The 20324-nt window shown below is 61.7% G+C and carries 20 protein-coding genes and 2 pseudogenes; 7 read left to right on the forward strand and 15 right to left on the reverse strand.

The window, feature by feature from the left end; translation table 11 throughout:
- Window positions 1-3: 3 nt before the first annotated feature.
- The 3 genes from N2A41_RS15990 to N2A41_RS16000 all read left to right on the forward strand — a co-directional run bounded on the left by N2A41_RS15990 (window position 4) and on the right by N2A41_RS16000 (window position 1181).
- Window positions 4-219: a hypothetical protein gene (locus N2A41_RS15990; protein WP_162116424.1), complete on the forward strand. Its 216-nt coding sequence runs from the start codon at window positions 4-6 to the stop codon at window positions 217-219.
- A gap of 250 nt (window positions 220-469) precedes the next feature.
- The gene (locus N2A41_RS15995) at window positions 470-769 is read left to right on the forward strand and encodes a hypothetical protein (RefSeq protein ID WP_260109221.1); all 300 of its coding nucleotides are present in this window, start codon (window positions 470-472) and stop codon (window positions 767-769) included.
- Between the two features lies 1 nt (window position 770).
- On the forward strand, window positions 771-1181 hold the full coding sequence (locus N2A41_RS16000) for a universal stress protein (protein ID WP_222387061.1): 411 nt from the start codon (window positions 771-773) through the stop codon (window positions 1179-1181).
- Between the two features lie 10 nt (window positions 1182-1191).
- On the opposite strand, the gene N2A41_RS16005 is transcribed toward N2A41_RS16000, so the two are convergent.
- Together N2A41_RS16005 and N2A41_RS16010 are read right to left on the reverse strand one after the other, a co-directional pair.
- The gene (locus N2A41_RS16005) at window positions 1192-1557 is read right to left on the reverse strand and encodes a hypothetical protein (protein WP_222387062.1); all 366 of its coding nucleotides are present in this window, start codon (window positions 1555-1557) and stop codon (window positions 1192-1194) included.
- 51 nt (window positions 1558-1608) lie between these two features.
- Complete coding sequence (locus N2A41_RS16010; RefSeq protein ID WP_260109222.1) at window positions 1609-2067, reverse strand: pyridoxamine 5'-phosphate oxidase family protein; 459 nt, start codon at window positions 2065-2067, stop codon at window positions 1609-1611.
- A gap of 129 nt (window positions 2068-2196) precedes the next feature.
- Between N2A41_RS16010 and N2A41_RS16015 the strand changes: the two genes are divergently transcribed.
- Entirely contained in the window at window positions 2197-3018 is an 822-nt protein-coding gene (locus N2A41_RS16015) for a universal stress protein (protein WP_260109223.1), read from the forward strand.
- Here the strand turns inward: N2A41_RS16015 and N2A41_RS16020 are convergent.
- Window positions 3015-4877 carry a heavy metal translocating P-type ATPase gene (locus tag N2A41_RS16020; protein WP_260109224.1) on the reverse strand — a complete coding sequence of 621 codons (1863 nt, stop codon included), beginning with the start codon at window positions 4875-4877 and terminating at the stop codon, window positions 3015-3017. The two genes, N2A41_RS16015 and N2A41_RS16020, sit on opposite strands and share 4 nt — an antisense overlap.
- Before the next feature lie 26 nt (window positions 4878-4903).
- The gene (locus N2A41_RS16025; protein ID WP_017965688.1) at window positions 4904-5227 is read right to left on the reverse strand and encodes a TraR/DksA family transcriptional regulator; all 324 of its coding nucleotides are present in this window, start codon (window positions 5225-5227) and stop codon (window positions 4904-4906) included.
- Window positions 5228-5465: 238 nt separating this feature from the next.
- Here N2A41_RS16025 and N2A41_RS16030 point away from each other — a divergent pair.
- Window positions 5466-6298 (forward strand): annotated as a pseudogene (locus tag N2A41_RS16030) (HAD-IC family P-type ATPase); the annotation flags it as partial.
- Between the two features lie 101 nt (window positions 6299-6399).
- Window positions 6400-7233 carry a universal stress protein gene (locus tag N2A41_RS16035; protein ID WP_222387067.1) on the forward strand — a complete coding sequence of 278 codons (834 nt, stop codon included), beginning with the start codon at window positions 6400-6402 and terminating at the stop codon, window positions 7231-7233.
- Between the two features lie 442 nt (window positions 7234-7675).
- On the opposite strand, the gene hemC is transcribed toward N2A41_RS16035, so the two are convergent.
- The 3 genes from hemC to hemA form a co-directional block, all read right to left on the reverse strand.
- The gene (gene hemC / locus N2A41_RS16040) at window positions 7676-8614 is read right to left on the reverse strand and encodes a hydroxymethylbilane synthase (protein WP_260109225.1); all 939 of its coding nucleotides are present in this window, start codon (window positions 8612-8614) and stop codon (window positions 7676-7678) included.
- Window positions 8614-10356, reverse strand: a complete 1743-nt coding sequence (locus tag N2A41_RS16045; protein WP_260111059.1) for an ABC transporter transmembrane domain-containing protein — start codon at window positions 10354-10356, stop codon at window positions 8614-8616. Before N2A41_RS16045 ends, hemC begins: the two co-directional genes overlap by 1 nt.
- A 314-nt stretch (window positions 10357-10670) precedes the next feature.
- A complete protein-coding gene (gene hemA / locus N2A41_RS16050; RefSeq protein ID WP_260109226.1) occupies window positions 10671-11885 on the reverse strand; it encodes a 5-aminolevulinate synthase in 1215 nt (404 codons plus the stop codon).
- A 71-nt stretch (window positions 11886-11956) separates the two neighbouring features.
- Here hemA and N2A41_RS16055 point away from each other — a divergent pair, with 71 nt between their 5' ends.
- On the forward strand, window positions 11957-12226 hold the full coding sequence (locus N2A41_RS16055; protein ID WP_260109227.1) for a hypothetical protein: 270 nt from the start codon (window positions 11957-11959) through the stop codon (window positions 12224-12226).
- A gap of 431 nt (window positions 12227-12657) precedes the next feature.
- On the opposite strand, the gene N2A41_RS16060 is transcribed toward N2A41_RS16055, so the two are convergent.
- The 8 genes and pseudogenes from N2A41_RS16060 to N2A41_RS16095 all read right to left on the reverse strand — a co-directional run bounded on the left by N2A41_RS16060 (window position 12658) and on the right by N2A41_RS16095 (window position 20317).
- Window positions 12658-13338, reverse strand: a complete 681-nt coding sequence (locus N2A41_RS16060) for a CBS domain-containing protein (protein ID WP_260109228.1) — start codon at window positions 13336-13338, stop codon at window positions 12658-12660.
- A gap of 74 nt (window positions 13339-13412) precedes the next feature.
- Window positions 13413-13886 (reverse strand): cytochrome c-type biogenesis protein, encoded by a 474-nt coding sequence (locus tag N2A41_RS16065; RefSeq protein WP_260109229.1) that lies wholly within the window; start codon window positions 13884-13886, stop codon window positions 13413-13415.
- A gap of 60 nt (window positions 13887-13946) precedes the next feature.
- Entirely contained in the window at window positions 13947-14933 is a 987-nt protein-coding gene (locus tag N2A41_RS16070) for an IS110 family transposase (protein WP_260109230.1), read from the reverse strand.
- A 302-nt stretch (window positions 14934-15235) separates the two neighbouring features.
- Window positions 15236-17224 carry a heme lyase CcmF/NrfE family subunit gene (locus N2A41_RS16075; protein WP_260109231.1) on the reverse strand — a complete coding sequence of 663 codons (1989 nt, stop codon included), beginning with the start codon at window positions 17222-17224 and terminating at the stop codon, window positions 15236-15238.
- Entirely contained in the window at window positions 17221-17724 is a 504-nt protein-coding gene (gene ccmE, locus N2A41_RS16080) for a cytochrome c maturation protein CcmE (RefSeq protein WP_260111060.1), read from the reverse strand. Before ccmE ends, N2A41_RS16075 begins: the two co-directional genes overlap by 4 nt.
- A gap of 204 nt (window positions 17725-17928) precedes the next feature.
- Window positions 17929-18699, reverse strand: a pseudogene (gene ccmI, locus N2A41_RS16085) (c-type cytochrome biogenesis protein CcmI); the annotation flags it as partial.
- A 13-nt stretch (window positions 18700-18712) separates the two neighbouring features.
- Entirely contained in the window at window positions 18713-19441 is a 729-nt protein-coding gene (locus N2A41_RS16090) for a response regulator (RefSeq protein WP_085991563.1), read from the reverse strand.
- A gap of 210 nt (window positions 19442-19651) precedes the next feature.
- Window positions 19652-20317, reverse strand: coding sequence for a Crp/Fnr family transcriptional regulator (locus N2A41_RS16095; RefSeq protein WP_260109232.1), 666 nt, complete (start codon window positions 20315-20317; stop codon window positions 19652-19654).
- Window positions 20318-20324: the final 7 nt, after the last annotated feature.

Genomic DNA, 20324 nt, shown 5'->3' on the forward strand with positions numbered 1-20324 from the left:
ACGTTGACGAAGGTCAAAGACAAGCTCGACGACGGACGCTTAGCCGTCGGGCGCCTAAGAGTTGCTGCAGGAAGGCCTCGTTGCATCCACAAGAGCATGGACGCTGGTGACGCATCGGATGCGGCCGCCTTCGCCATCGAGAATACTCCGATCCTGGCGATCGATCGCGTTGCGAAACCGCCGTCGCGTGTAGCCGGTGAAGCCGGGCTCGTCGCATAGATTATCCGCGACCCGCGGCAAAATTCGCAGTGCCGCGGGCGTGGCCCAATCCCCGAGGCGAATCGTACGGCCCCTCGTCAAGCACCATTGCCCTAACGTGTCCCTTCATAGTCAGCGGAATCTCATCGCCTTCCCGACCTTCGCTTGATCCGGGTCAAACATCCGGATTGATGCTCGTCAAAGACGGAATGCCTGAGGTCCGATAGCCTCCCTGGACACAGCGCCACGACCTCATCCAAAGGAGACGGACATGCGCGAACACGAAAAGACACGCAACACCGCAGCCGACCTAGCCACGACCGCTTCCCCGGTCGAGCGAACATCGGCAGACCTTGTTCTCGAACGTCGGGACGAGAATCGCTGGGAGGTGACGGCGGCGACGCCGCGGGGCCAGGCATGGGCGAGAGACCATTTCTGCTGCGCGCTGCGGCAATCTTTCACTGGCAGCATGTGTCTCGACATCATGAGCGCCGATCGGCTTCTCAAGGAAGCGCATGGCGAGGGCCTGACGACCGAGTTCGTCAGCCTGTCTGGAAAGGACATATACTGAGATGTTCGCCACAGTCGTCTGCGCCATCGGCCGAGGATCCCGGCAACGCATGCTCCAGCTTATCGAAACGGCCCGCGCGCAGCTCGCGCACAACGGAAGCCTCCACCTCGTTCACGCGGTGGAGGGCCTACCCTCGTCCGCCTCGCCGGACGATTGGGCGATCGAGGTGATGGCCGCCGCTGAGACCAGACTTTCGGAAGCCCTGCGGTCGACCGACACTCCTGCTTCTATACACGTCAGGGCGGGCAACCCGTCTCAGATCATCGTGGCCATCGCGAAGGTGACCGCCGCCGATCTCGTCGTGATTGCCTCTCACCGGGACGACGTGCTCGACCGGGTCTTTGGCTCGGTCGTGGATCACGTCGTGCAGCGCGCACCATGCTCCGTGCTCGTCTTGCGAACGACCCGGTGAGCAGCGCGCTTCACACGACCCTCTTCGCCTCAGCCTCCCTGACCTGACCGGCGGCGATGTCACGATACAGTTCGGCGGTATGCGACAACAGTCGTGACCCGGTCTCGCAAAGCCGCGACACCTCCTTAGGATATTCCTCCAGCTCGGTCTCGACGAAGTCCGAAAGGACCTCGACCGCATCGCCGTGGTCGATGCTGCAGCCAAGTCTTGTCAGAAATTCAAAGCATCGAAGCCCTCGCCGAGCGGCGGACGCCGTCAAATCCGTGGTGATCGTGGCCGACGTGACGAAGATCTGCTCTTGGATCAGAGCCCCTGCACAAAATGCGGGTGCGAGGGTGAAGTTGAATGTGGCGCTTGGACTGGGGAGATATGTCATGTGGTGCTCCGCTTGAGGGATGTGGGTTGGGTTCGGCTCGAGCGTCGACGGTCATTTCGTTCTGACTGCGCTGCGTCCCGACACGGCCGTGACGGCAATGCCGTAGAAGACGTGAGGAGAACCATCGGACATCGGGATCTCGTTGGGCTTCATAGAGCCGATCTCCCACCAGTCCGAATACTTTTGGAGAAGCGACCACGCGTGTAGCCTTTCGCTTCGTCGCGCATCGCTGTCCGGAAACTCCTCGAACCTGCCTTCGACGACGATGCTCGTCCACCCGCCACTGCTCGAACGCTGCTCGACGTGAAGACAGACCTTGTCATTCCCCCGCATCCAGTCGAGCTTCTTGCCGGGCATGGTGAAGCTATAGGCGACGCCGCCGGAAAAGGCGAAATAGATCGCCGCCACGTAAGGCTGCCCATCCTTGCAGCAGGCGAGATGACCGAAGCGTTCGTTCTCAAGGATTCGGTAGCACTCACCGGGGTTGATCTCCGTCAGCTTGATCGTCATGGCCGTGTTCTCCAGCTTTAATGAAGGCACGATCATAGGAGCTCCGTTGCGCCGCGGCCTTGACAAAGCGCAATGCAAACTCTCTCCGCGGCATGCATCATGACGGCTGTTTAACCTCAGGAGGCCAGCATGAAGGCGCAGTTCCATCTTCCGTTATCGACCTATCCCGACCCGAGTTCCTTCACCGTCATCGACAACGCGATCGACCTCGCTCGGCAGAACGACGCCGATCTCGTCGCCAGCATCCCGCAAGTCCGGATCCCCCAGGTCCATCAGCCCTTTCCCACTTTTATCGATGTCGACACATGGCGGGAACAAGCAGAGCGGTATAGCCGGGACAGCGGGACTTCGCTGCGGGAACACGTCGCCGACGCTATTTCGGAAACTGGCTTCGAGGTGCGAATCCACGGATTCAAGGTCAGGGAACCGTTCCTCTATGAACGCTTTTCTGAAATTGCCAAGTGCTACGACCTTTCCATCGTCGAAGCCTCGGAGCTCTCCCGACAGCTCTCCGAAACGCTGCTATTCGGAAGCGGCCGTCCGCTCGTGCTATTTCCAGTCACCAGCGTCTACTCTCGTGTGGACACGATCGCCGTCGCCTGGGACGGCAGTGCCACTGCAGCGCGCGCTCTTTCCTGCGCACGGGTCTTCATCGAACGCGCGATCAAGGTGCAGGTCATCTCGATCACCGACGATAAGGAGATCGACGAGGCGAACCGCGCCCTCCTGATCTCTTCTTTGAAGCATTCGGGACTCGACGTGGATGACGTATCGATCCAGGCACTCGGCGAGACCGCGACAGCTGCCATCCAATCGGCGGCGCTGGAACGAAAGGCGGACCTTCTGGTCGCGGGCGGATTTGGCCATTCGCGGCTTCGTGAGTTTATCCTCGGCGGCGTTACTCGCGAACTGCTCGTCAAGGCCGAACTGCCGGTGCTTCTCGCCCATTAGAGGGCGCGAAGGGCGTTGAGAATGACGGCAACGTCGATGGCCTCCTGAAGCAATGCGCCGGCGACTGGCGGAAGGTATCCCGCTCCCGCGAACCCCATCGCGAGGAGCGAGAGACCTATGCCGGCATAGATGCTTTGAAGCGCGATCTTGCGGGAACGACGCGCGATGCCGATCGCCGTCGCTATCTTGGCGAGATCGTCCCGGACGAGCACGATATCCGCGGCCTCCGCGGCCGCCGCAAGGTTCTCGACACCGACCGCGATTCCGACGTCGGCCGCCGCCAGCGCTGGCGCGTCGTTCACGCCGTCGCCGACCATCAGCACTTTCCCGTGGACGCGCTCCTTTTCGACGACTGCGACTTTGTCTGCGGGAGCGAGCCTCGCCGCAACGTCGTCCAAGCCAAGCGAGCGAGCTATGGCTGTCGCGATAGCCAACCCGTCACCAGAAGCCAGGACTATTCGAGAGATTCCCGACGCCCTGAGCTGGGCGACGAGTTGGACAGCATCTTCGCGAAGCCGGTCTTCGAGCGTGATCGTGCCAGCCGGCGTGCCGTCAAACAGCACCTTTATGCGCATTGCGCTGATTGACCCGTTCGGCTCGGACGGCGGCGCTTCTCCGAAATACGTGTCTCCTCCGACGCCGACACGCACGCCATCGACAATCCCGGAAATTCCGGATCCGGCGGTCTCGGTCACCTCCGATGGGCGGCTCAGTAGCAACCCACGTCTATGCGCCTCGTCCACCAGCGCGCGCCCGACCACGTGCCCCGACGCCTGGTCCAGCGAGGCGGCCAGCCGCAGGATCCTGTCGGGATGCACCGTGCCCTCGATGTGGCCTACTTCCGGCTGTCCCGCGGTGAGCGTTCCCGTCTTGTCGAATACCGCCACGGTGGCCTGGGCGAGTGCCTCGAGAGGTCCCGCGCCTTTCACCAGCACCCCCTCCCTGGCTGCTTTTGAAGTGCCGGCCGCAAGCGCGACGGGCACGGCTAGGATCAACGGACAGGGGGTGGCGACGACCAGCACGGCCACGATCCTTGAAAGGTCTCCGGACATGAACGCCGAGGATCCTGCAATCGCCACCGTGGCGAACAGGAACCAGACCGAGAACCGGTCGGCCAGGCGCATCAGCTTCGCCTTGGAGCGCCTCGATGCTTCCACGAGCCTGACTATACCCGCATAGGTGCTGTCCTCGGCGCGGCTCAGAACGCGGATTTCGATCGCATCGCCCTCGTTCGTAGCGCCGCTCGAAATCTTGCCGTCCCTGGCGATGCGCACCGGGAAAGGCTCTCCGGTCAGCACCGCCTGGTCGATCGTCGCGACTTCGCCAACGAGAGTCCCGTCGGCCGGTATGACGTCACCCTTGCGTATCAGGAGCACGTCGCCGACCGCGACCGTCTCGATCGGAATTTCTTCGAAACCGGTTCCGGCAAGCCGCAGGGCCGTCCGCGGAACTTGCACCAGCAAAGCCGACATGCCCTCGTCGGCGCGACGATGTGCGTATGCCTCGAGGAACTGACCGCCGGAATACATGAGACCGACGATCACGCCGGCAAGATATTCGCCGAACCATAAGGAGGACCCCATGGCCATCGCCGCGATCAGATCCAGGCCGTATTCCTGCTTCCGCAGCTTCTTGGCGATCTCAATACAAAGAGACAGCAGAATCAGACTGGTGCAGCCTACCAGTATTAACCGATATCCAAGGTCATGATCCGCGAGATAAAAGGCGAGTGCGGCCGCAAGCGCAAAAAGCGACGACAGCACCAGAAGGCCCGACCGGGAGCCCGCCGCCCTCAGTCGCGACATGCCGCCGTGAGGCCACGTCCACCTGCCAGCCCTCCAAGCCGCCGCTGTAGCCACCTCTCATCCTCCCATCAATCCAGAAGTCAGCGGAACGATTTTGCGCAATCGATGCAGAACGGCGTATAGGGAACCGCAGTTAGCCGCTCCTTGCCGATCGGATGATGGCATTTGACGCATCGCCCATATGTGCCGTCGTTCAGCCGGTCGATCGCCGCGTCGATGGCCGCAATCTGGTCGCGCCCCTCGGCTTGCATCTCGCGGAGAACTTCGTCGTTCTCAACCTGGGTCGCGCGCTCCTCGCTGTCCTTCTCGAGCGCCACGCAGAGGTCCGCATCGATCGCTCCGAGACGACGGACAAGATCCTCCTTCATCGTCTGCAACACCGTCTGTACCGAGCTTTTATTCATTTTAATCGCCTTTCAATCATGCCGGATCAATTTGGGTCCACACGCGATGCCGTCGTAATACCGAACCAAACGCACCACCTTCGAAACGCCATGACCGCGTATGCCGCGGCCCACAAGTCGTCTGCAGCATATCTCAATGCGATCGGAGCTCCTTGATCCCGGTCAATGCCGCCTGCGCAGGGGCACATAGGCTGTCGCGCGAGCTTTCAGTGAAATCGTTGCGACCAGCCCGGAGACCATGATGAATCTCACGGCGCAGACACCCGCCCCCACCGCACCTACGGCAATCGGTCTGACCGACGTCGAGGCCGCGGAACGCCTTGCCGAGCTCGCGCCAAACACGCTGCCCGAGCCTGAGCCGCCATCGCCGCTGAAGGTGTTCCCCATCCAATTTCGCAACCCGATCATTTACATTCTTTTGCTGGCGTCGGGGCTCTCGTTTGCGACCGGCAGGATCGAGGACGCCCTGTTCATTCTCGTCGTGCTTCTGATCAATGCCTCCATCGGCACGTATCAGGAGTATTCTGCGGATCGGGTGGCCGCCGCCCTTCGCAAGCTCGAGCAGCCGTCGGCCAGGGTCATCGCCGCCGAGTTGGGAAGAGCCGATTCCTCGCAGCCTCCGCTTGTCGCCCGTCTGCTGAAGTTCACGAACGCGCTCGCTCTTTTCGTAGGATTGGCGGCATTGGTGCTGGTCGTCGCCGGCTTCATGCGGGGCCTGCACGATCTTGTCATGATGTCCGTAGGTCTGGCGGTGAGTGCTGTGCCGGAAGGGCTTCCGATCGCCATTTCCGTCGCGCTTGCCGTCAGCATGCGGCGGATGGCCGGCCGCAATGTCATCGTCCGAAGCATGCCGGCGGTGGAGACCCTGGGTTCGACCACGATGATCGCCACGGACAAGACGGGTACCTTGACCAGCAACGTGCAGACGGTGACTGAAATTCGCCTGCCTGATGGCACGGACATCGCTCTGGACGCCCATGCCGATCTCGACAGGTGCTGGACGGCGGCCTGGTCCGCGAGAGGGCGCGCAGGCTGCTGCGCGCACTGCTTGCAAACGAACCCTCGTCCGCCGGGACGACCGCGATCGTTCATCCCGTGTTGCTTGACGAAGATCAAAGACGTCAGCGCATGCGCCGTTATCCTTTCGATATTCAACAAGAGAGGTGATCGAAATGTCCATTCGCACGGTATTGAGCATCCTGAGTTCCAAATATTTCGATGAAGACCTGAAGGCCGCCGTCGAGTTTTGCGGAGCCTCAGGAGCGCATCTCAGCGCGGTCGTGATCTGCATGGGCGCGTCGCCCATGATGGGAGAATATAACTCCCTGTCGACCGTCTGGCTGGAAGAACGCCAGCGCGAAATCGAGGAAATCGTCAAGAAAGCCGAAGAGATCAAGGCGTATCTCTCGCGCACCGACCTGTCCTACGACGTGCAGGACGTCTATACGGAATATGCTTTTGCACGGGAGGACGTTGCAGAACGGGCGCTCTACGCCGACGTCGTTCTCGTCGGCCGCCAAGCGTGCAAGGACGAGGAACTCCAGAAAAGGGTCATGGATGGCGCTCTGTTCCATACGCCGACGCCAATCATCATCAACCGCGGACGGCGGCCGCTCTCTTCAACTTCAAAATCGATCGTACTGGCGTGGGATTCGAGCGACGAGGCGTCGCGTGCTGCAAGGCAGGCCCTCGACCTGCTGAAGACGGCGGACTGCGTCTACGTGACGATGGTCGATCCGGTCTCGCGAGAGCGGGTGAATGGAGAAGAACCAGGCGCCGACATCGCGAGCTTCCTCTCCCGTCACGGGGTCAAGGTTCAGGTGGATCGCGTGGCCAGTGGCGGAAACACCGCCGACGAGGTCCTGAGGCGGCATGCGATGGACGTCAACGCCGATCTGGTCGTCATGGGCGCATACAATCACCCTCGCTGGCAGCAGACGCTCTTCGGAGGCGTGACGCGCAACATGATAGAGCAAAGCAGCATGCCGATTTTCATGGCGCATTGACTGAGGGAGGAACATGGCCGCGGAACATTTGCGGTCATGGCCGCCCAGTGGTGCGGCATGGCGCGTTCAACACGATCGATGTTGGCCGTCCGGATGTCACCCGCGTTAGGCTCCGACGGCGCCGACACCGCCGCCCAATCGGCGTCAGCTAAAGACGGTGATTGAAGACGACGCCATCGATCACCAAGTCAGGTCGATGCAATTGGACGGGCACAGGATCGTGGCGCAAAAGCCCATCGCTGATTATTCCCCACGTCGGGCAGTGGGACGACATCTGGCTGATAGCGCGGCGCGCCCTTGTCTGGTTCCTGATCGGGGAACGGTTCCTCGCCGGGTATCTCGGGCTCATTGAGATCGCTTGCATTTTACCGATCGGTTTACCGGCCTCGAAAGATCCGACGTCGTATGCACGTCCATGGGAACTTGACGCCACCCGATCCCTCTAAACGTGTCCGGACGCCATCCCCACCCCGGCCAGGACCATCCGACCGGCCTCTTCGCCCAGCGCCGCCGGGACTGTCCGAGCGCCACGCACGGTCACGCGCCGAGGGTTCCGCCCATCAGCATCAATGCTCAGACCGCGAAGCAGAATCTCGCTTCCATGACAGACCGCGAGCGCTCCGATCGGCGTTCGGCACGAGCCGTTGAGGGTTCGAAGGAAGGCATGCTCGCAGCGAACGGCATCGGCCGTGCTTGCATCGTTTAGAGCCGATACCAGTTCAGTTATTCGGTCATTCGCGACGACATTCTCGATACAGATGGCTCCCTGCGCGGGCGAAGGTGGGAAATCGCGCGGGTTCAAAATCTCCGTTGCGGCGTCGAACATGCCCAGTCGGTTCAGTCCCGCCATCGCAAGCAGCGTCGCGTCAACAACCCCACTCTCGAGCTTCTGCAGCCGCGTACCGACGAATCCCCGAAATGGAACGATATCTGGATCTGGCCGGTGCATTGCGACAAGCGCTGCGCGTCGGATCGACGACGTACCGACCACGGCGCCAGGCGGCAGCTCCCACAATCGATATCCGCTGCGTGAGATCAACACATCGCGCACGTCCTCCCTCGGCAGGAACGCGCTGAGGTGCAGCCCGTCCGGAAGGGTCGTGGCGACGTCCTTGGCCGAATGCACCGCAAGATCGAGGTCTCCTGAAAGGAGCCTTTCCTCCAGTTCAATTGTAAAAAAGCCTTTCACTCCGACCTCTGGCAACGGCCGTTCGTCAATCCGATCGCCTCTGGTCGTCAGAGGCACGATCTCGAAGCAGTCACCAGGAAGACCGTGGTAGGCGGCGAGCCGGCCGGCCACCTCCTTCGCCTGGGCAAACCCAAGCGGGCTCGCTCGCGTACCGATCTTGATTTGGTTCTGTGCAGCTCCTCCCGACTTCATCAGGCGGCATCCTGTTCGGGCTGGGTGGCGACATTGAACTGCAACTCCGCGAGTCTTGCGTAAAGTCCCCCCTGTCGAACTAGCGACGCATGTGGACCCTCCTCCACGATCCTGCCCTTGTCCATGACCAGGATGCGGTCGGCATTGAGAACGGTGGCGAGCCGGTGCGCAATAACGATCGTCGTCCGACCGCTTATGAGTCCTTCCAATCCCCGTTGAACGAGCTGCTCGTTCTCGGCGTCCAACGAGGCGGTCGCTTCGTCGAGAAGGAGGATTGGAGCATCTTTGAGCAGCGCGCGTGCAATCGCTATCCTCTGGCGTTGTCCTCCGGAGAGCGTCAGACCGCGTTCGCCGACGACGGTTTCGTATGCCTTTGGGAGCGCGGCGACAAAGGCGTCCGCCCGCGCTTTGGCGGCAGCCGCCGCTATTTCCGCCTCCGTGGCGTCAGGACGACCGAATGCGATGTTTTCAGCGATCGAGGCGCCGAAGATCGTCACGTCCTGCGGGACAACGGAAATCTCCTTCCGAAGATCTTCGGGCGTGGTCGATCTGATATCCCGCCCGTCGATCGCGATGCTGCCCGAGTAGTCGTCATAGAAACCGAGCAACAACGAGAGAACGGTACTCTTCCCCGATCCCGATGGGCCGACGATCGCGACTGTCTCGCCGGCCACGACCTGCAGCGAGAGGCCTCTAAGGACTTCTCGTTCAGGCGAGCCAGGATAGGCGAAATGGAGATCCGCGATCTGAACGTCGCCCCGTACCTGACCGATCGGTCTGACGGAACCACGCTGACGGACGCTCCCTTGTTCGTCCAATAGCTCGAAAAGCCGTCCAGCCGCTCCAGCAGCCTGGGCCATTTCGCCCCAGACTTCGGAGAGCGACCCGAGCGAGCCCGCCGCGATCACGGCATAGATTAGAAACTGACTGAGATTACCGGCAGAAAGCGTTCCGCTAAGCAGGCTGTGCGCCCCAATCCATAGCACTCCGACGACGCTTCCGAATATTAGAGCGATTGCAACCGCCGTAAGGACTGCCCGCGAGCGCGAAGCGACGACTGCGCTTCGATAGGACTCCTCTATATCCTTTGAGTATCGGCGACAGGCGATCTCCTCGCCGTTGAATGCCTGGACGGTGCGGCTTCCGGCTATGATTTCGGCCGCGTAAGCGGATGCATTGGCCAGGGCGTCCTGAGCGGCCCTCGACCGCTTCCGAACCGAGCGTCCGAATACCACCAGCGGGGCCACGACTAAGGGAATGGCGCCCATGGTGATCGCGGACAAAGCGGGGCTTGTGACGAACATCATGGCAAGAGCGCCGACGCAGAGGATGGAGTTTCTCAACGCTACGGATGCGGCGAGACTCGTCGCTGTCTTAATGTGAGCAGCGTCGGCGGTCAGCCGCGAGGCGATTTCCCCCGACCGGTTTGCATCGAAGAAACTCGCGGGGAGACGGGTGATCTTGTGGAAGACCATTATCCGGAGATCGCCAACGATCCGTTCCCCAAGCGTCGTGACGAAGTAGTATCGGCAGGCGCTTGCTACCGCGAGTCCGATCGCGAGGATCATTAGCATCATGAAGTAACGGTTGACGAACGCGCCATCAGCCTGGCTGAAGCCATTGTCTATCATCCTGCGAACCGCCAACGGGAGCGCAAGCGATATCAGAGCCGCACAGGTCAGCGAAACACCCGCGCACACCACCAGCGGCCGATGATTGCGAAGCAATGGTCGCAAACGCATCAGGCCGCCGATCCTCCGCTTCGCGGAATTTCCCCCGCATGTATCCGTGGCGCCTTCCAACGGGCCGGCGGAACGGCAGTCGTGCTTTGCAATCATCAATGTCTTGGTCTCCGACTTCATTCCGTGGCACTCTTCTTCTGGGAAGGCGGCTCTGTCTTTGATCGCGATCAATAATAATGGCGATACATCCTCGTCTTGCCGGAAGCGCGATCCCGCACCCGAGACCTGAAAAAACGTAGAGGGCTGCACGACGTCTGAATTCAAGCAGACGACGGGTCATGCCTTCGTTAGAGAACGGAAGTGTCCTCAATGCATCAGGCGACGTGCCTCGCGAGCGCGCAGCGCGACCAGAGCGAATGCAGCGCCTCGACCAGATGGGCGATATCGGCGTCGGAATGCAGCGGCGTCGGCGTGATGCGCAGGCGCTCGGTCTTCTTCGGCACGGTGGGATAGTTGATCGGCTGGACATAGACCCCCCAATTGTCGAGCAGCAGGTCGGAGATCCACTTGCATTTCGCCGCATCGCCGACCAGCACCGGCACGATATGGCTCGGATTGGGCATATGCGGAATGCCGCGCTGGTCGAGCAGCGCCCGCAGCTTGCGGACACGGTCCTGATGGCGGGCGCGCTCGAACTGGCTGATCTTCAGGTGCTGGATCGAGGCGACGGCACCGGCGGCCAGCGCCGGCGGCAGCGCCGTGGTGAAGATGAAGCCCGACGCAAACGAGCGGATGAAATCGCAAAGCGCCGTCGACGCGGCGATATAGCCGCCCATCACCCCAAACGCCTTGCCGAGCGTGCCCTCGATCACGGTCAGCCGGTCCATCAGCCCGTCGCGCTCGGCAATGCCGCCGCCGCGCGGGCCGTACATGCCGACGCCATGCACTTCATCGAGATAGGTCATCGCCCCGTATTTGTCGGCGAGGTCGCAGATTTCCTTGATCGGGGCGATATCGCCATCCATCGAATAGACGCTCTCGAAGGCGATCAGCTTCGGCGCCTTCGGATCGGCGGCCTTGAGCTTGGCTTCGAGATCGGCCACGTCATTGTGCTTCCAGATGACCTTGTCGCACTTGGCATAGCGGATGCCCTCGATCATCGAGGCATGGTTCAACGCGTCGGAGAAGATGATCAGGCCGGGGATCTTGGCGCCGAGCGTGCCGAGTGCTGCCCAGTTGGAGACATAGCCCGACGTGAAAATCAGCGCTGCTTCCTTGCCGTGCAGATCGGCAAGCTCGCGCTCGAGCATGACGTGATGGTGGTTGGTGCCAGAAATATTGCGGGTGCCTCCCGCACCCGCGCCACAGTGGTCGATGGCGTTCTTCATCGCCTCGATCACCTTCGGATGCTGGCCCATGCCGAGATAGTCGTTGGAACACCAGACCGTGACTTCCTTTTGGCCATCCGCGGTGTGACGCGTCGCGCGGGGGAAATTGCCGCGGTGACGTTCGAGATCGGCAAAAACGCGGTAACGGCCTTCGGTACGAAGTCCGTCCAACTCGTCTTTGAAAAACGCTTCGAAATCCATGTGCACGCTCCCTGTTCGATTCGAGCAGTACATTGCGGTGGTTGCGGCGTATTTGATCCTGATCAAGTTGGGTGAAAGCTGAACACCGACTGGCGAGCGCATCGGACCAGTCACGAGATTCCCCCGTTCCAATCGTTGTGGAAAACGGCAATCCGTTCGCGGCAATCGGAATCGACACCACGGGAAGAAGCTCGATCGACTGGGGAGCCTACGGCGTCCCCGAAACATTTATTATCGATCGCACGGGACGAATCCTCTTGAAACATGTCCGACCGATCGACGAGAAAAGCCTCACGATTGATTTTCTGCCCATTTTGGAAGAGATCATTGCCGCCGAATGAACGCTGCCTCTGCCAGCCGTGTTTGACCTCCATCAAGGAAACGGCCTCGCCTATTGAGTATGTCGATTTGGCGGGTCGGGATTTTCCCGTGTCAAGGGGGGAAACTTGACAGAGGCTCGCTCGGTTTTGGGGCGCAACACCGAGCGAGCCTCCTCGCGTCAAATTCACTCTCACCAACGAGCGCCAGCCGAAGCCGCGCCGCCAGGCGCGGGCGGCAGTGCCGCAAGCTTGAGAATTTCGGGTGTCCAGAATCTGCGAGATTGTCTGGTTGAGGCAAGCGGCGATTTCACTAAATCTTTGCGAGATTCGGCTTGAACACCAGCGGGCGAGCATAAGATGCTTTATCGCCGCATATGCTCCGACATCCAGAAATTGGTCTCCGCGGATGTGCGGATATTGGTCGGCGCTTTAAACAGCATAGAGGCGCTGTCTCAACCCACCTCGGTCCCGGTCAGCCGAGCGATCTGGAGCCGGTCACGATAGGCGCCGACACCCAGGCTTTCGACCAGGGTGCGAACAGCCTTTTGCTTCAGCTCCGACTCGACGTTGCCGTCGAGTGTCACCTGGCCGTCCTTGACGGTCACCTGGATCTTCTGAGGCGTTATCCCCAAGTCCGACCTCAGTCGCGTCCGGACAGCCAGCCTGATCGATTCATCTTCTTTTGGCAACGGTGCCGTTTGGGCATCGATGATCAGGCCGAGGATGTCCCTGCGGCTGACAATCCCGACAAGGCGCCCGTCCTCGACGATAGGCAGCCGCTTGATCCGGTGCGCCTGGAGGCTTTCGGCGATATCCGATACCTCGCTGTCGGGGCTCGCCACGATCACATCTTGAGACATGACATCGGCGACACACCAGCCATTGCTGGAAATATATCGCTCAAGATCGATCTCGGATATGATTTCGGGTGCGCGGGCGGCGCGGGGAGCGAAGCGGATCTCTCTTCGCAGCAGCAGGTCGCCCTCCGTAAGCATTCCGCAGACGCGGCCTTCGTCGTCAATGACAGGAAGGCCGCTGACGTTGTTGTGCATCATGACAGCGACAGCGTGGCGTATACTGACTGCTGGACCGATCGACACCACCTTCGTGGTCATTATGTCCTTCGCCTGCATTGTCCTGCCTCGTTTATAGGAATTGTTGCTGCGACGACGATAGGACGACCGCGTCGAGCCGCCATTGATCTCCGTCAAATAGTGCGATTTCTGTGAAGCATCTCGCTCAGCTTCGCTTGTTCATCGGCCGTCAGCTTGCTGCCGGTCGGTTTGCCGGCCCTCTTGCGGGCAAAGACCAGCAGTGACCGTCCGCCGGCAAGGATCAGCAGCAGCGGTGCGCCCCAGAGCAGCCCCGTCTTCAGGCTGAGACGCGGTGTCAAAAGCACGAATTCACCGTAGCGCGAGACGATGTAGTTCAGCACCGCCTCGTCGCTGTCGCCATCGCTGATGCGCTCGCGCACCAGCAGCCGCAGGTCCTTGGCCAGATCGGCGTTGGAATCGTCGATCGACTGGTTCTGGCAGACCATGCAGCGCAGCTCGGCCGAGAGAGCGCGAGCGCGGGCTTCCAAAGCTGGATCGGCCAGCACCTCGTCGGGATTGACGGCGAAGGCGGAGACGGGCGTGAAGAGGACGAAAAGGACGATGAGGAGCCGGGAGAGAAGCCGCATTCCCCTTCGCCCCTCGGGGAGAAGGTGCCCGACAGGGCGGATGAGCATCTGTGTTTGGTGTCAAGGTGGATTTGGTGTCCAGATGCGGTTTTTGGTGATGAGGGTGTTTGCCAGGACGATGAGCTTTCTCATGACGGCGACGAGGACGACCTTATTGGGTTTTCCGACTTTCTTCAGCCTTGCGGCGAAGCGTGCGAGGTCCGGGTTGTGACGAGAGGCGGACAGGGCGGCCATGTAGATGGCGTTCCTGGGTGCTGGGCGTCCGCCCCTGATGGAGCGATGTTCGGCCCGCTCGCCACTTTCGCAGGCAATCGGCGCAAGGCCGGTCAGCATGGCGGCCTGCTTGCCGGAGCAGGCGCCAAGTTCGCAAAGGCCAGCGATCAGGCTTGCGGCGGTGACGGCTCCGATGCCAGGAATGGAGATGAGGATGTCGAGGCGGCGGCGCATCTCGGGATCGGCGCAGATGCTGCGCTCGATCTCGGCGTCCAGTCTTGCGATATGGGTGTCGAGCGCGGCAAGCCGGCGCGTCAGTTCCTTGCGCAGGAAAGCGGTCACGGCCGTCTTCATCCGGTTGGACAGGGCGGTGCGTTCACCATTGGCGGCAGATCGGGCATTGACCAGTTCCTGCAGGGTTTCCAGCGCTTGGTCCGGCGGTGGGGTCTGTGCGGGCTTGAGGGCTTCTCCCATGATGGCCAGAAACCGCGCATCGAGCCGATCGGTCTTGGCGAGAAAGCCGCAGGCTTTGGCAAACAGTCGGGCGCGCAGCGGATCGACGACCGACACGTAAAAGCCATCGGCATGCAGCGAGCGCTGGACGGCGCGATGCCACTTGCCGGTCGCTTCCATGACGATACGCAGCGCCGAGCGCGGCATCTGGTCAAGCGCATCGAGCTCCCGCTTGAGGCGGCGCAGGCCGGCCGTGTCGTTGGTCACCCGAAAACTGCGGCCGAGAGGATGCAGATGAATGTCCAGCCACTCTTTACAGACATCGATGCCGACATAAACTGTCGCCATCGCGGCGCGTTCGGACGATACCTTGCCTTGCATACGGGACCTGCTCCCCACTATCTGTTCAGGACAAACGCGAAGGACGAGCGGACCAGGCTCATCCCCGGTTCACGCCAAGGGGGTTACGGTCCCGCCCGTCCGACCCCGGGGATGGCCATCCCCCAGGGGTCGCACCCATCATCAACGGATGCAGTTTGAACATGCAAGGGGGCCACCCTTCGCAGCACAGGCGACCTTTCGCTTGCGCTCAAGCTCCTCGCAGCTCCGCCGCTCGGCCCCCTCATCTGCCCTTCGGGCATCTTCTCCCCGATGGGGAGAAGGGGAAGAAAGCCGTGAGCGCGTCATTCCGCCGGCTCCATGGCAGGAGCTGCCGGCTTCGCCTTGCGGCGCGGGGCGCCGACACGCAGGCGCCGGTCGCTGAGCGAGACCAGGCCGCCGAAGGCCATGATCACCGCGCCGCCCCAGATGCAGAGAATGAACGGCTTCCACCAGATGCGCACGACGATGCCGCCGTCCTTGGTGGCGTCACCCAAAGAGACGTAGAGCTGGCTGAGGCCGAAGGTCAGAATACCAGCCTCCGTCGTCGGCATCTGCCGGGCGGTATAGAGCCGCTTGGCCGACCAGGTATCGGCAACCGCGACACCGGCGCGGCGGATGGTGAAGTGGCCGCGCTCCTCGGTATAGTTCGGCCCGGTCCCCGGCTGCATGCCGTCGAAATGCAGGCTGTAACCGCCGGCCTCGGTCACCTCGCCGGGCTTCATCTCAATGACATGCTCGCTCTCAAACGTCGTCACCGCGACGATGCCGAGCACGGTGACGCCGAGCCCGGCATGGGCTAGCGCCGTGCCGAAGGCGGAACGCGGCAGGCCGGAAAGCCGCCGCCAGGCAAGGCTGCCCGCCACCTTGCCGATGCCGGCGCGATACCAGAGATCGGCGACCGCGCCGAGGATGAGGAACAGCCCGGCGGCCAGGCCGAGGACGGCAAGCACCGGCCCGCCATGTTCGATATAGAAGAAGATCAGCGCGGCAAGGAAGGCGAGACCTGCGACGACATAGAGCCGCTGCAGGGCACCCAGCAGATCGCCGCGCTTCCAGGCCAGCATCGGCCCGAAGGGTACGATGACGATCAGCGGTGCCATCAGCAGGCCGAAGGTCAGGTTGAAGAAGGGTGGTCCGACGGAGATCTTGTCGCCGGTCAGCGTTTCCAGCAGCAGCGGATAGAGCGTGCCTGTGAGCACCGTGCCGCAGGCGACCGTCAGGATCAGATTGTTGACGACGAGCGCGCCCTCGCGCGAGATCGGCGCAAACAGCCCGCCGGCCGAAAGCTTCGGCGCGCGGAAGGCAAACAGCGACAGCGCCCCGCCGATGAAGATCAGCAGGATGCACAGAATGAAGACGCCGCGGGATGGGTCGCTGGCAAAGGCATGCACCGAGGTCAGCACGCCGGAGCGCACCAGGAAGGTGCCCATCAGCGACAGCGAGAAGGTGAGGATGGCGAGCAGCACCGTCCAGATCTTCAGCGCCTCGCGCTTTTCCATGACAAGCGCCGAATGCAGCAGCGCGGTGCCGGCGAGCCACGGCATGAAGGAGGCGTTTTCCACCGGGTCCCAGAACCACCAGCCGCCCCAGCCGAGCTCGTAATAGGCCCAGTAGGAGCCCATGGCGATGCCGAGCGTCAGGAAGGTCCAGGCCGCCAGCGTCCAGGGCCGCACCCAGCGTGCCCAGGCAGCGTCGATGCGCCCTTCCATGAGCGCAGCAACGGCAAAGGAGAAGCAGACGGAGAAGCCGACATAGCCGAGATAGAGCAGCGGCGGGTGGATCGCGAGGCCAACATCCTGAAGGACGGGGTTGAGATCGCGGCCCTCGGCCGGCGCCGGATCGAGCCGCAGGAAGGGATTGGAGGTCAAAAGAATGAACAGCGTGAAGGCGACCGAAATCCAGGCCTGCACGGCCAATACATTGGCTTTCAGCGTCTCCGGCAGATTGCGGCCGAAGACGGCGACCAGCGCGCTGAACAGCGTCAGGATCAACAGCCAGAGCATCATCGATCCCTCGTGATTGCCCCAGACGCCGGAGTATTTGTAGATCAGCGGCACCAGCGAATGCGAATTCTCCCAGACGTTTTCGACCGAGAAATCCGAGACGACATGGGCATAGGTCAGCACGGCGAAGGAGAAGGCCACAAGCGCAAACATCGCCAGCGAGCCGACCGTCGCCACATCCATCATCGCCCGGTCGTGACGACGGGCTCCGATCACCGGCACGATGGAAAGGATGAGCGCCGTGGCCAGCGCCAGCACCAGCGCGTAATGGCCGATCTCGATGATCATGGCGTCGCCTTCACTTGCTGTTCCTTCACTTCCTGGCCCTGACCTTCCTGGCCTTGGCCTTCCTTCCACAGCCCCTGGGCTTTCAGCTTGTCGGCCACCTCCTTCGGCATATAGGTCTCGTCATGCTTGGCAAGCACGGTGTCGGCGACGAAGATGTTCGTGCCGGCAGTGAACATGCCTTCGGTGACGACGCCCTGGCCCTCGCGGAAGAGATCGGGGAGGATGCCGGTATATTGGACCTTGACGGCATTGGCGCTGCCGTCGGTGACGGCAAATTCCACCGTCGAGCCGGTGCCGCGCACGACACTGCCCTCACCGACCAGGCCGCCGAGGCGGATGCGGGTTTCCGGCGCCACCGGCGTCTTGGCGAGATCGGCCGGCATGTAGAAATAGGCAACCGACTGGCTGAAGGCGAACATGACAAGCAGCACGGCGGCGAGGATGAAGCCCATGCCACCTGCAGGATCCTCGCTGAGCTTGGCATCGAGGCTTTCGACCATGCCGCGGATCATCTGCTGCCGGTCGCCGGCGTCGGCCGCCGTCACATCCTGCTGCGTGGGATTGCCGGGAGCAGCCGCACCGGCGCCCGGATTGACGTCAGGGCCTGCCGGCGCGCCGCCGTTCATGGCGATATGCTGGTTGACCAGCGGCAGCCACGGCGCATCGGCCGGCGATTGTTTTGCCAGCGCCTCGAAGGCCTGCCGCGCCTCATCGGGCCGTCCCGCCTGCTCCATGCTGAGGGCGATGTAGAAACGGGCGCGCACATTCGCAGGATCGATCTGCAGCAAGTTATTGAGCGCGAGCAGGACATCTTCTCCCACAAGCCCGTTTGAACGAGCCATCAACGCTTCCGAGAGCCCGCCCAGACGCGGTACGCTCGCGCCAAGGATACGAAGCGCGGATCGATATGCCTCGACCGCGTCGTCCGCTCGACCCATCTTGAGGAGAACGGGGGCAAGTAGATCCCACCCCCGACCGTCCTGTGGACTGCTGACGAGATGGTCGTGGGTCTTCTTGACAAGGATCGCAAGATCCTCGCCAGGGTCATCAAGTCTGGCCTGCAAAGGTCGCGACTCAAGCTCAGGAGAACCGAGAGAGGCGTAGACTCCGATGCTAATTAGTGGGAGCATCGCAGCGACGGCCAGTCTGACGCGCCTGTGGGAGCGTTGGGGACCGCTAGGCGTCCGTGGCAGATCCATGGACTTGAAGAGCCGTCGCGCTGTTTCCGCCTTGGCAAGTTCGTACTCGTTTGCACCAATCTGTTGCCTCGCCAGCTCCCTTTCGAGTTCGAGGAGCTGGTCCCGGTACACGTGGGCGTCCACGCCGACGTTCGAATGACGGGCGCGAACCGACGACAGCGGATGCACTAGGACTGCGGTTGTTGCGGCCGAGACGACCGCAAAAAGTATCCAGATGATCATTGGTCCAGAAGCCATTGCACGGCCGACCGTATGCACGATCGCTACGTGGAACATTGACCCTGATCAACTATCTCACATTTGATGGGCGTGGTGTGAAGACGTATCCGACGCCGCGAACCGTCTGGATCATCGTCGGTTCCTTTGGGTCAACTTCGACTTTTTTCCGAAGGCGGACGATCTGCGCATCTATCGCCCGGTCGAAGGCCTCCAGGCTGCGGCTTCTCGTTAGGTCCATTAGCTTGTCACGCGACAGCACGCGGCCAGGATTTTGCGCGAAGACCAGAAGCATTTCGAATTCTCCGGTCGTCAAGGAGACGTCCTCTCCCTGCGGAGAAGTTAGCTTCCTTCGACCAACCTGGAGCTTCCAGCCGTCGAACTGGAGGACTTCCTCCTCTGCGTTCGCGGCTCGGTCCGTCGGAGGGGTCTGTATCCGCCTCCTTAGTACAGTCCTTAGCCTTGCGAGCAGTTCCCGCAGATGAAATGGCTTTGCAATATAGTCGTCAGCACCAAATTCCAGGCCCACAACCTTGTCGGTCACGTCGTCCTGCCCAGTGAGCATCAGCACCGGAACGTCGGACGTGTTGCGCAACTCCTTCAGCAGTTCGAGGCCGTTCTCTCCATTTGGGAGCACGAGATCGAGAAATATGGCCGAGTAGGACGCCTTGGACAATTCGGCGCGCATGGCGGCGCCATTGCCGACGGCGTTCACCCTGTATCCGTTGTCCTCGAAGTAGCGGACAAGCATCTGTCTGATCCGGGCGTCGTCGTCGACGACCAGAATGCGATCCGGTTCCATGTCCCTCATTCGTCCCGCTGCAATTCTGTTTCAAAACCAGATACCGCAGGATCGGGGACAGCGCTACTGTTGTTCTGGTCATGATAACAGTCCAGATCGTAACCGACCGACTGCGAGCGCTCCCTTCCGAGCAGCAAGTCGTCACAGCCCCGCAGGTCTCGTCCGTCGCGCATCGTGGTTAGCGCTCTCGGGGGGCGCTGAAGAAGACTTCTAACAAGCTTCCCTTAGCTGGGCCACGCTGCCGATACAGACCGTCCGGCCCCTCACGTCCACTCCCGCACCGGAAAGAGCTGCAAAGGCGCGCGACAGCGCCTCGGGAGCGAGCCCAAGCTTTCCGGCAAGAACTCTTTTCTGATAAGGCAGTCGGAACGTCGCCTGAGATGCGGAGTTGGGACACCGGCTCACGAAGTAGTTGGCAACGCGCTGGGCAGCGGTGTGCAGGCGGTCTCCCGCGATGCAGTCCAACGAGCCCAGCAGATGCCTGGCCATGATCCGCATGACGTTGCGCTGGATGCCGCCGTGTTCGGCGGCAAGTGCACGAAGGCCGGGCAGATCGAACTGCGCAAGCTCCACGGGGGCCGCGGCCCAAGCCCCATGCGCGTAGGCGTCCCCCATGGGAACCAGATATTCGCCAAAGCAGTCTCCGGGCTCACAGATGCAGACGTCGGCCTCGCGCCCGCCAGCCTCGGCCTTGGTCAACCGGACCACGCCAGACAGAACGCAAAACACGTGGGACGCTCGCTGTCCTTCGGCCACTATTCGTTCGTTGACCGCGACTGCCCGCAGACCCACCAACTCCAGCATGCTTCGGCATACTTTCTTATCGAGTCCTTCGAAGAGCTCTGACCGCAGTACTATCTCATCATCTAAGGACATCGTCGCC

Origin of the sequence: Rhizobium sp. SRDI969, assembly GCF_025152725.1 — a bacterium.
Lineage (GTDB): Bacteria > Pseudomonadota > Alphaproteobacteria > Rhizobiales > Rhizobiaceae > Rhizobium > Rhizobium leguminosarum_I.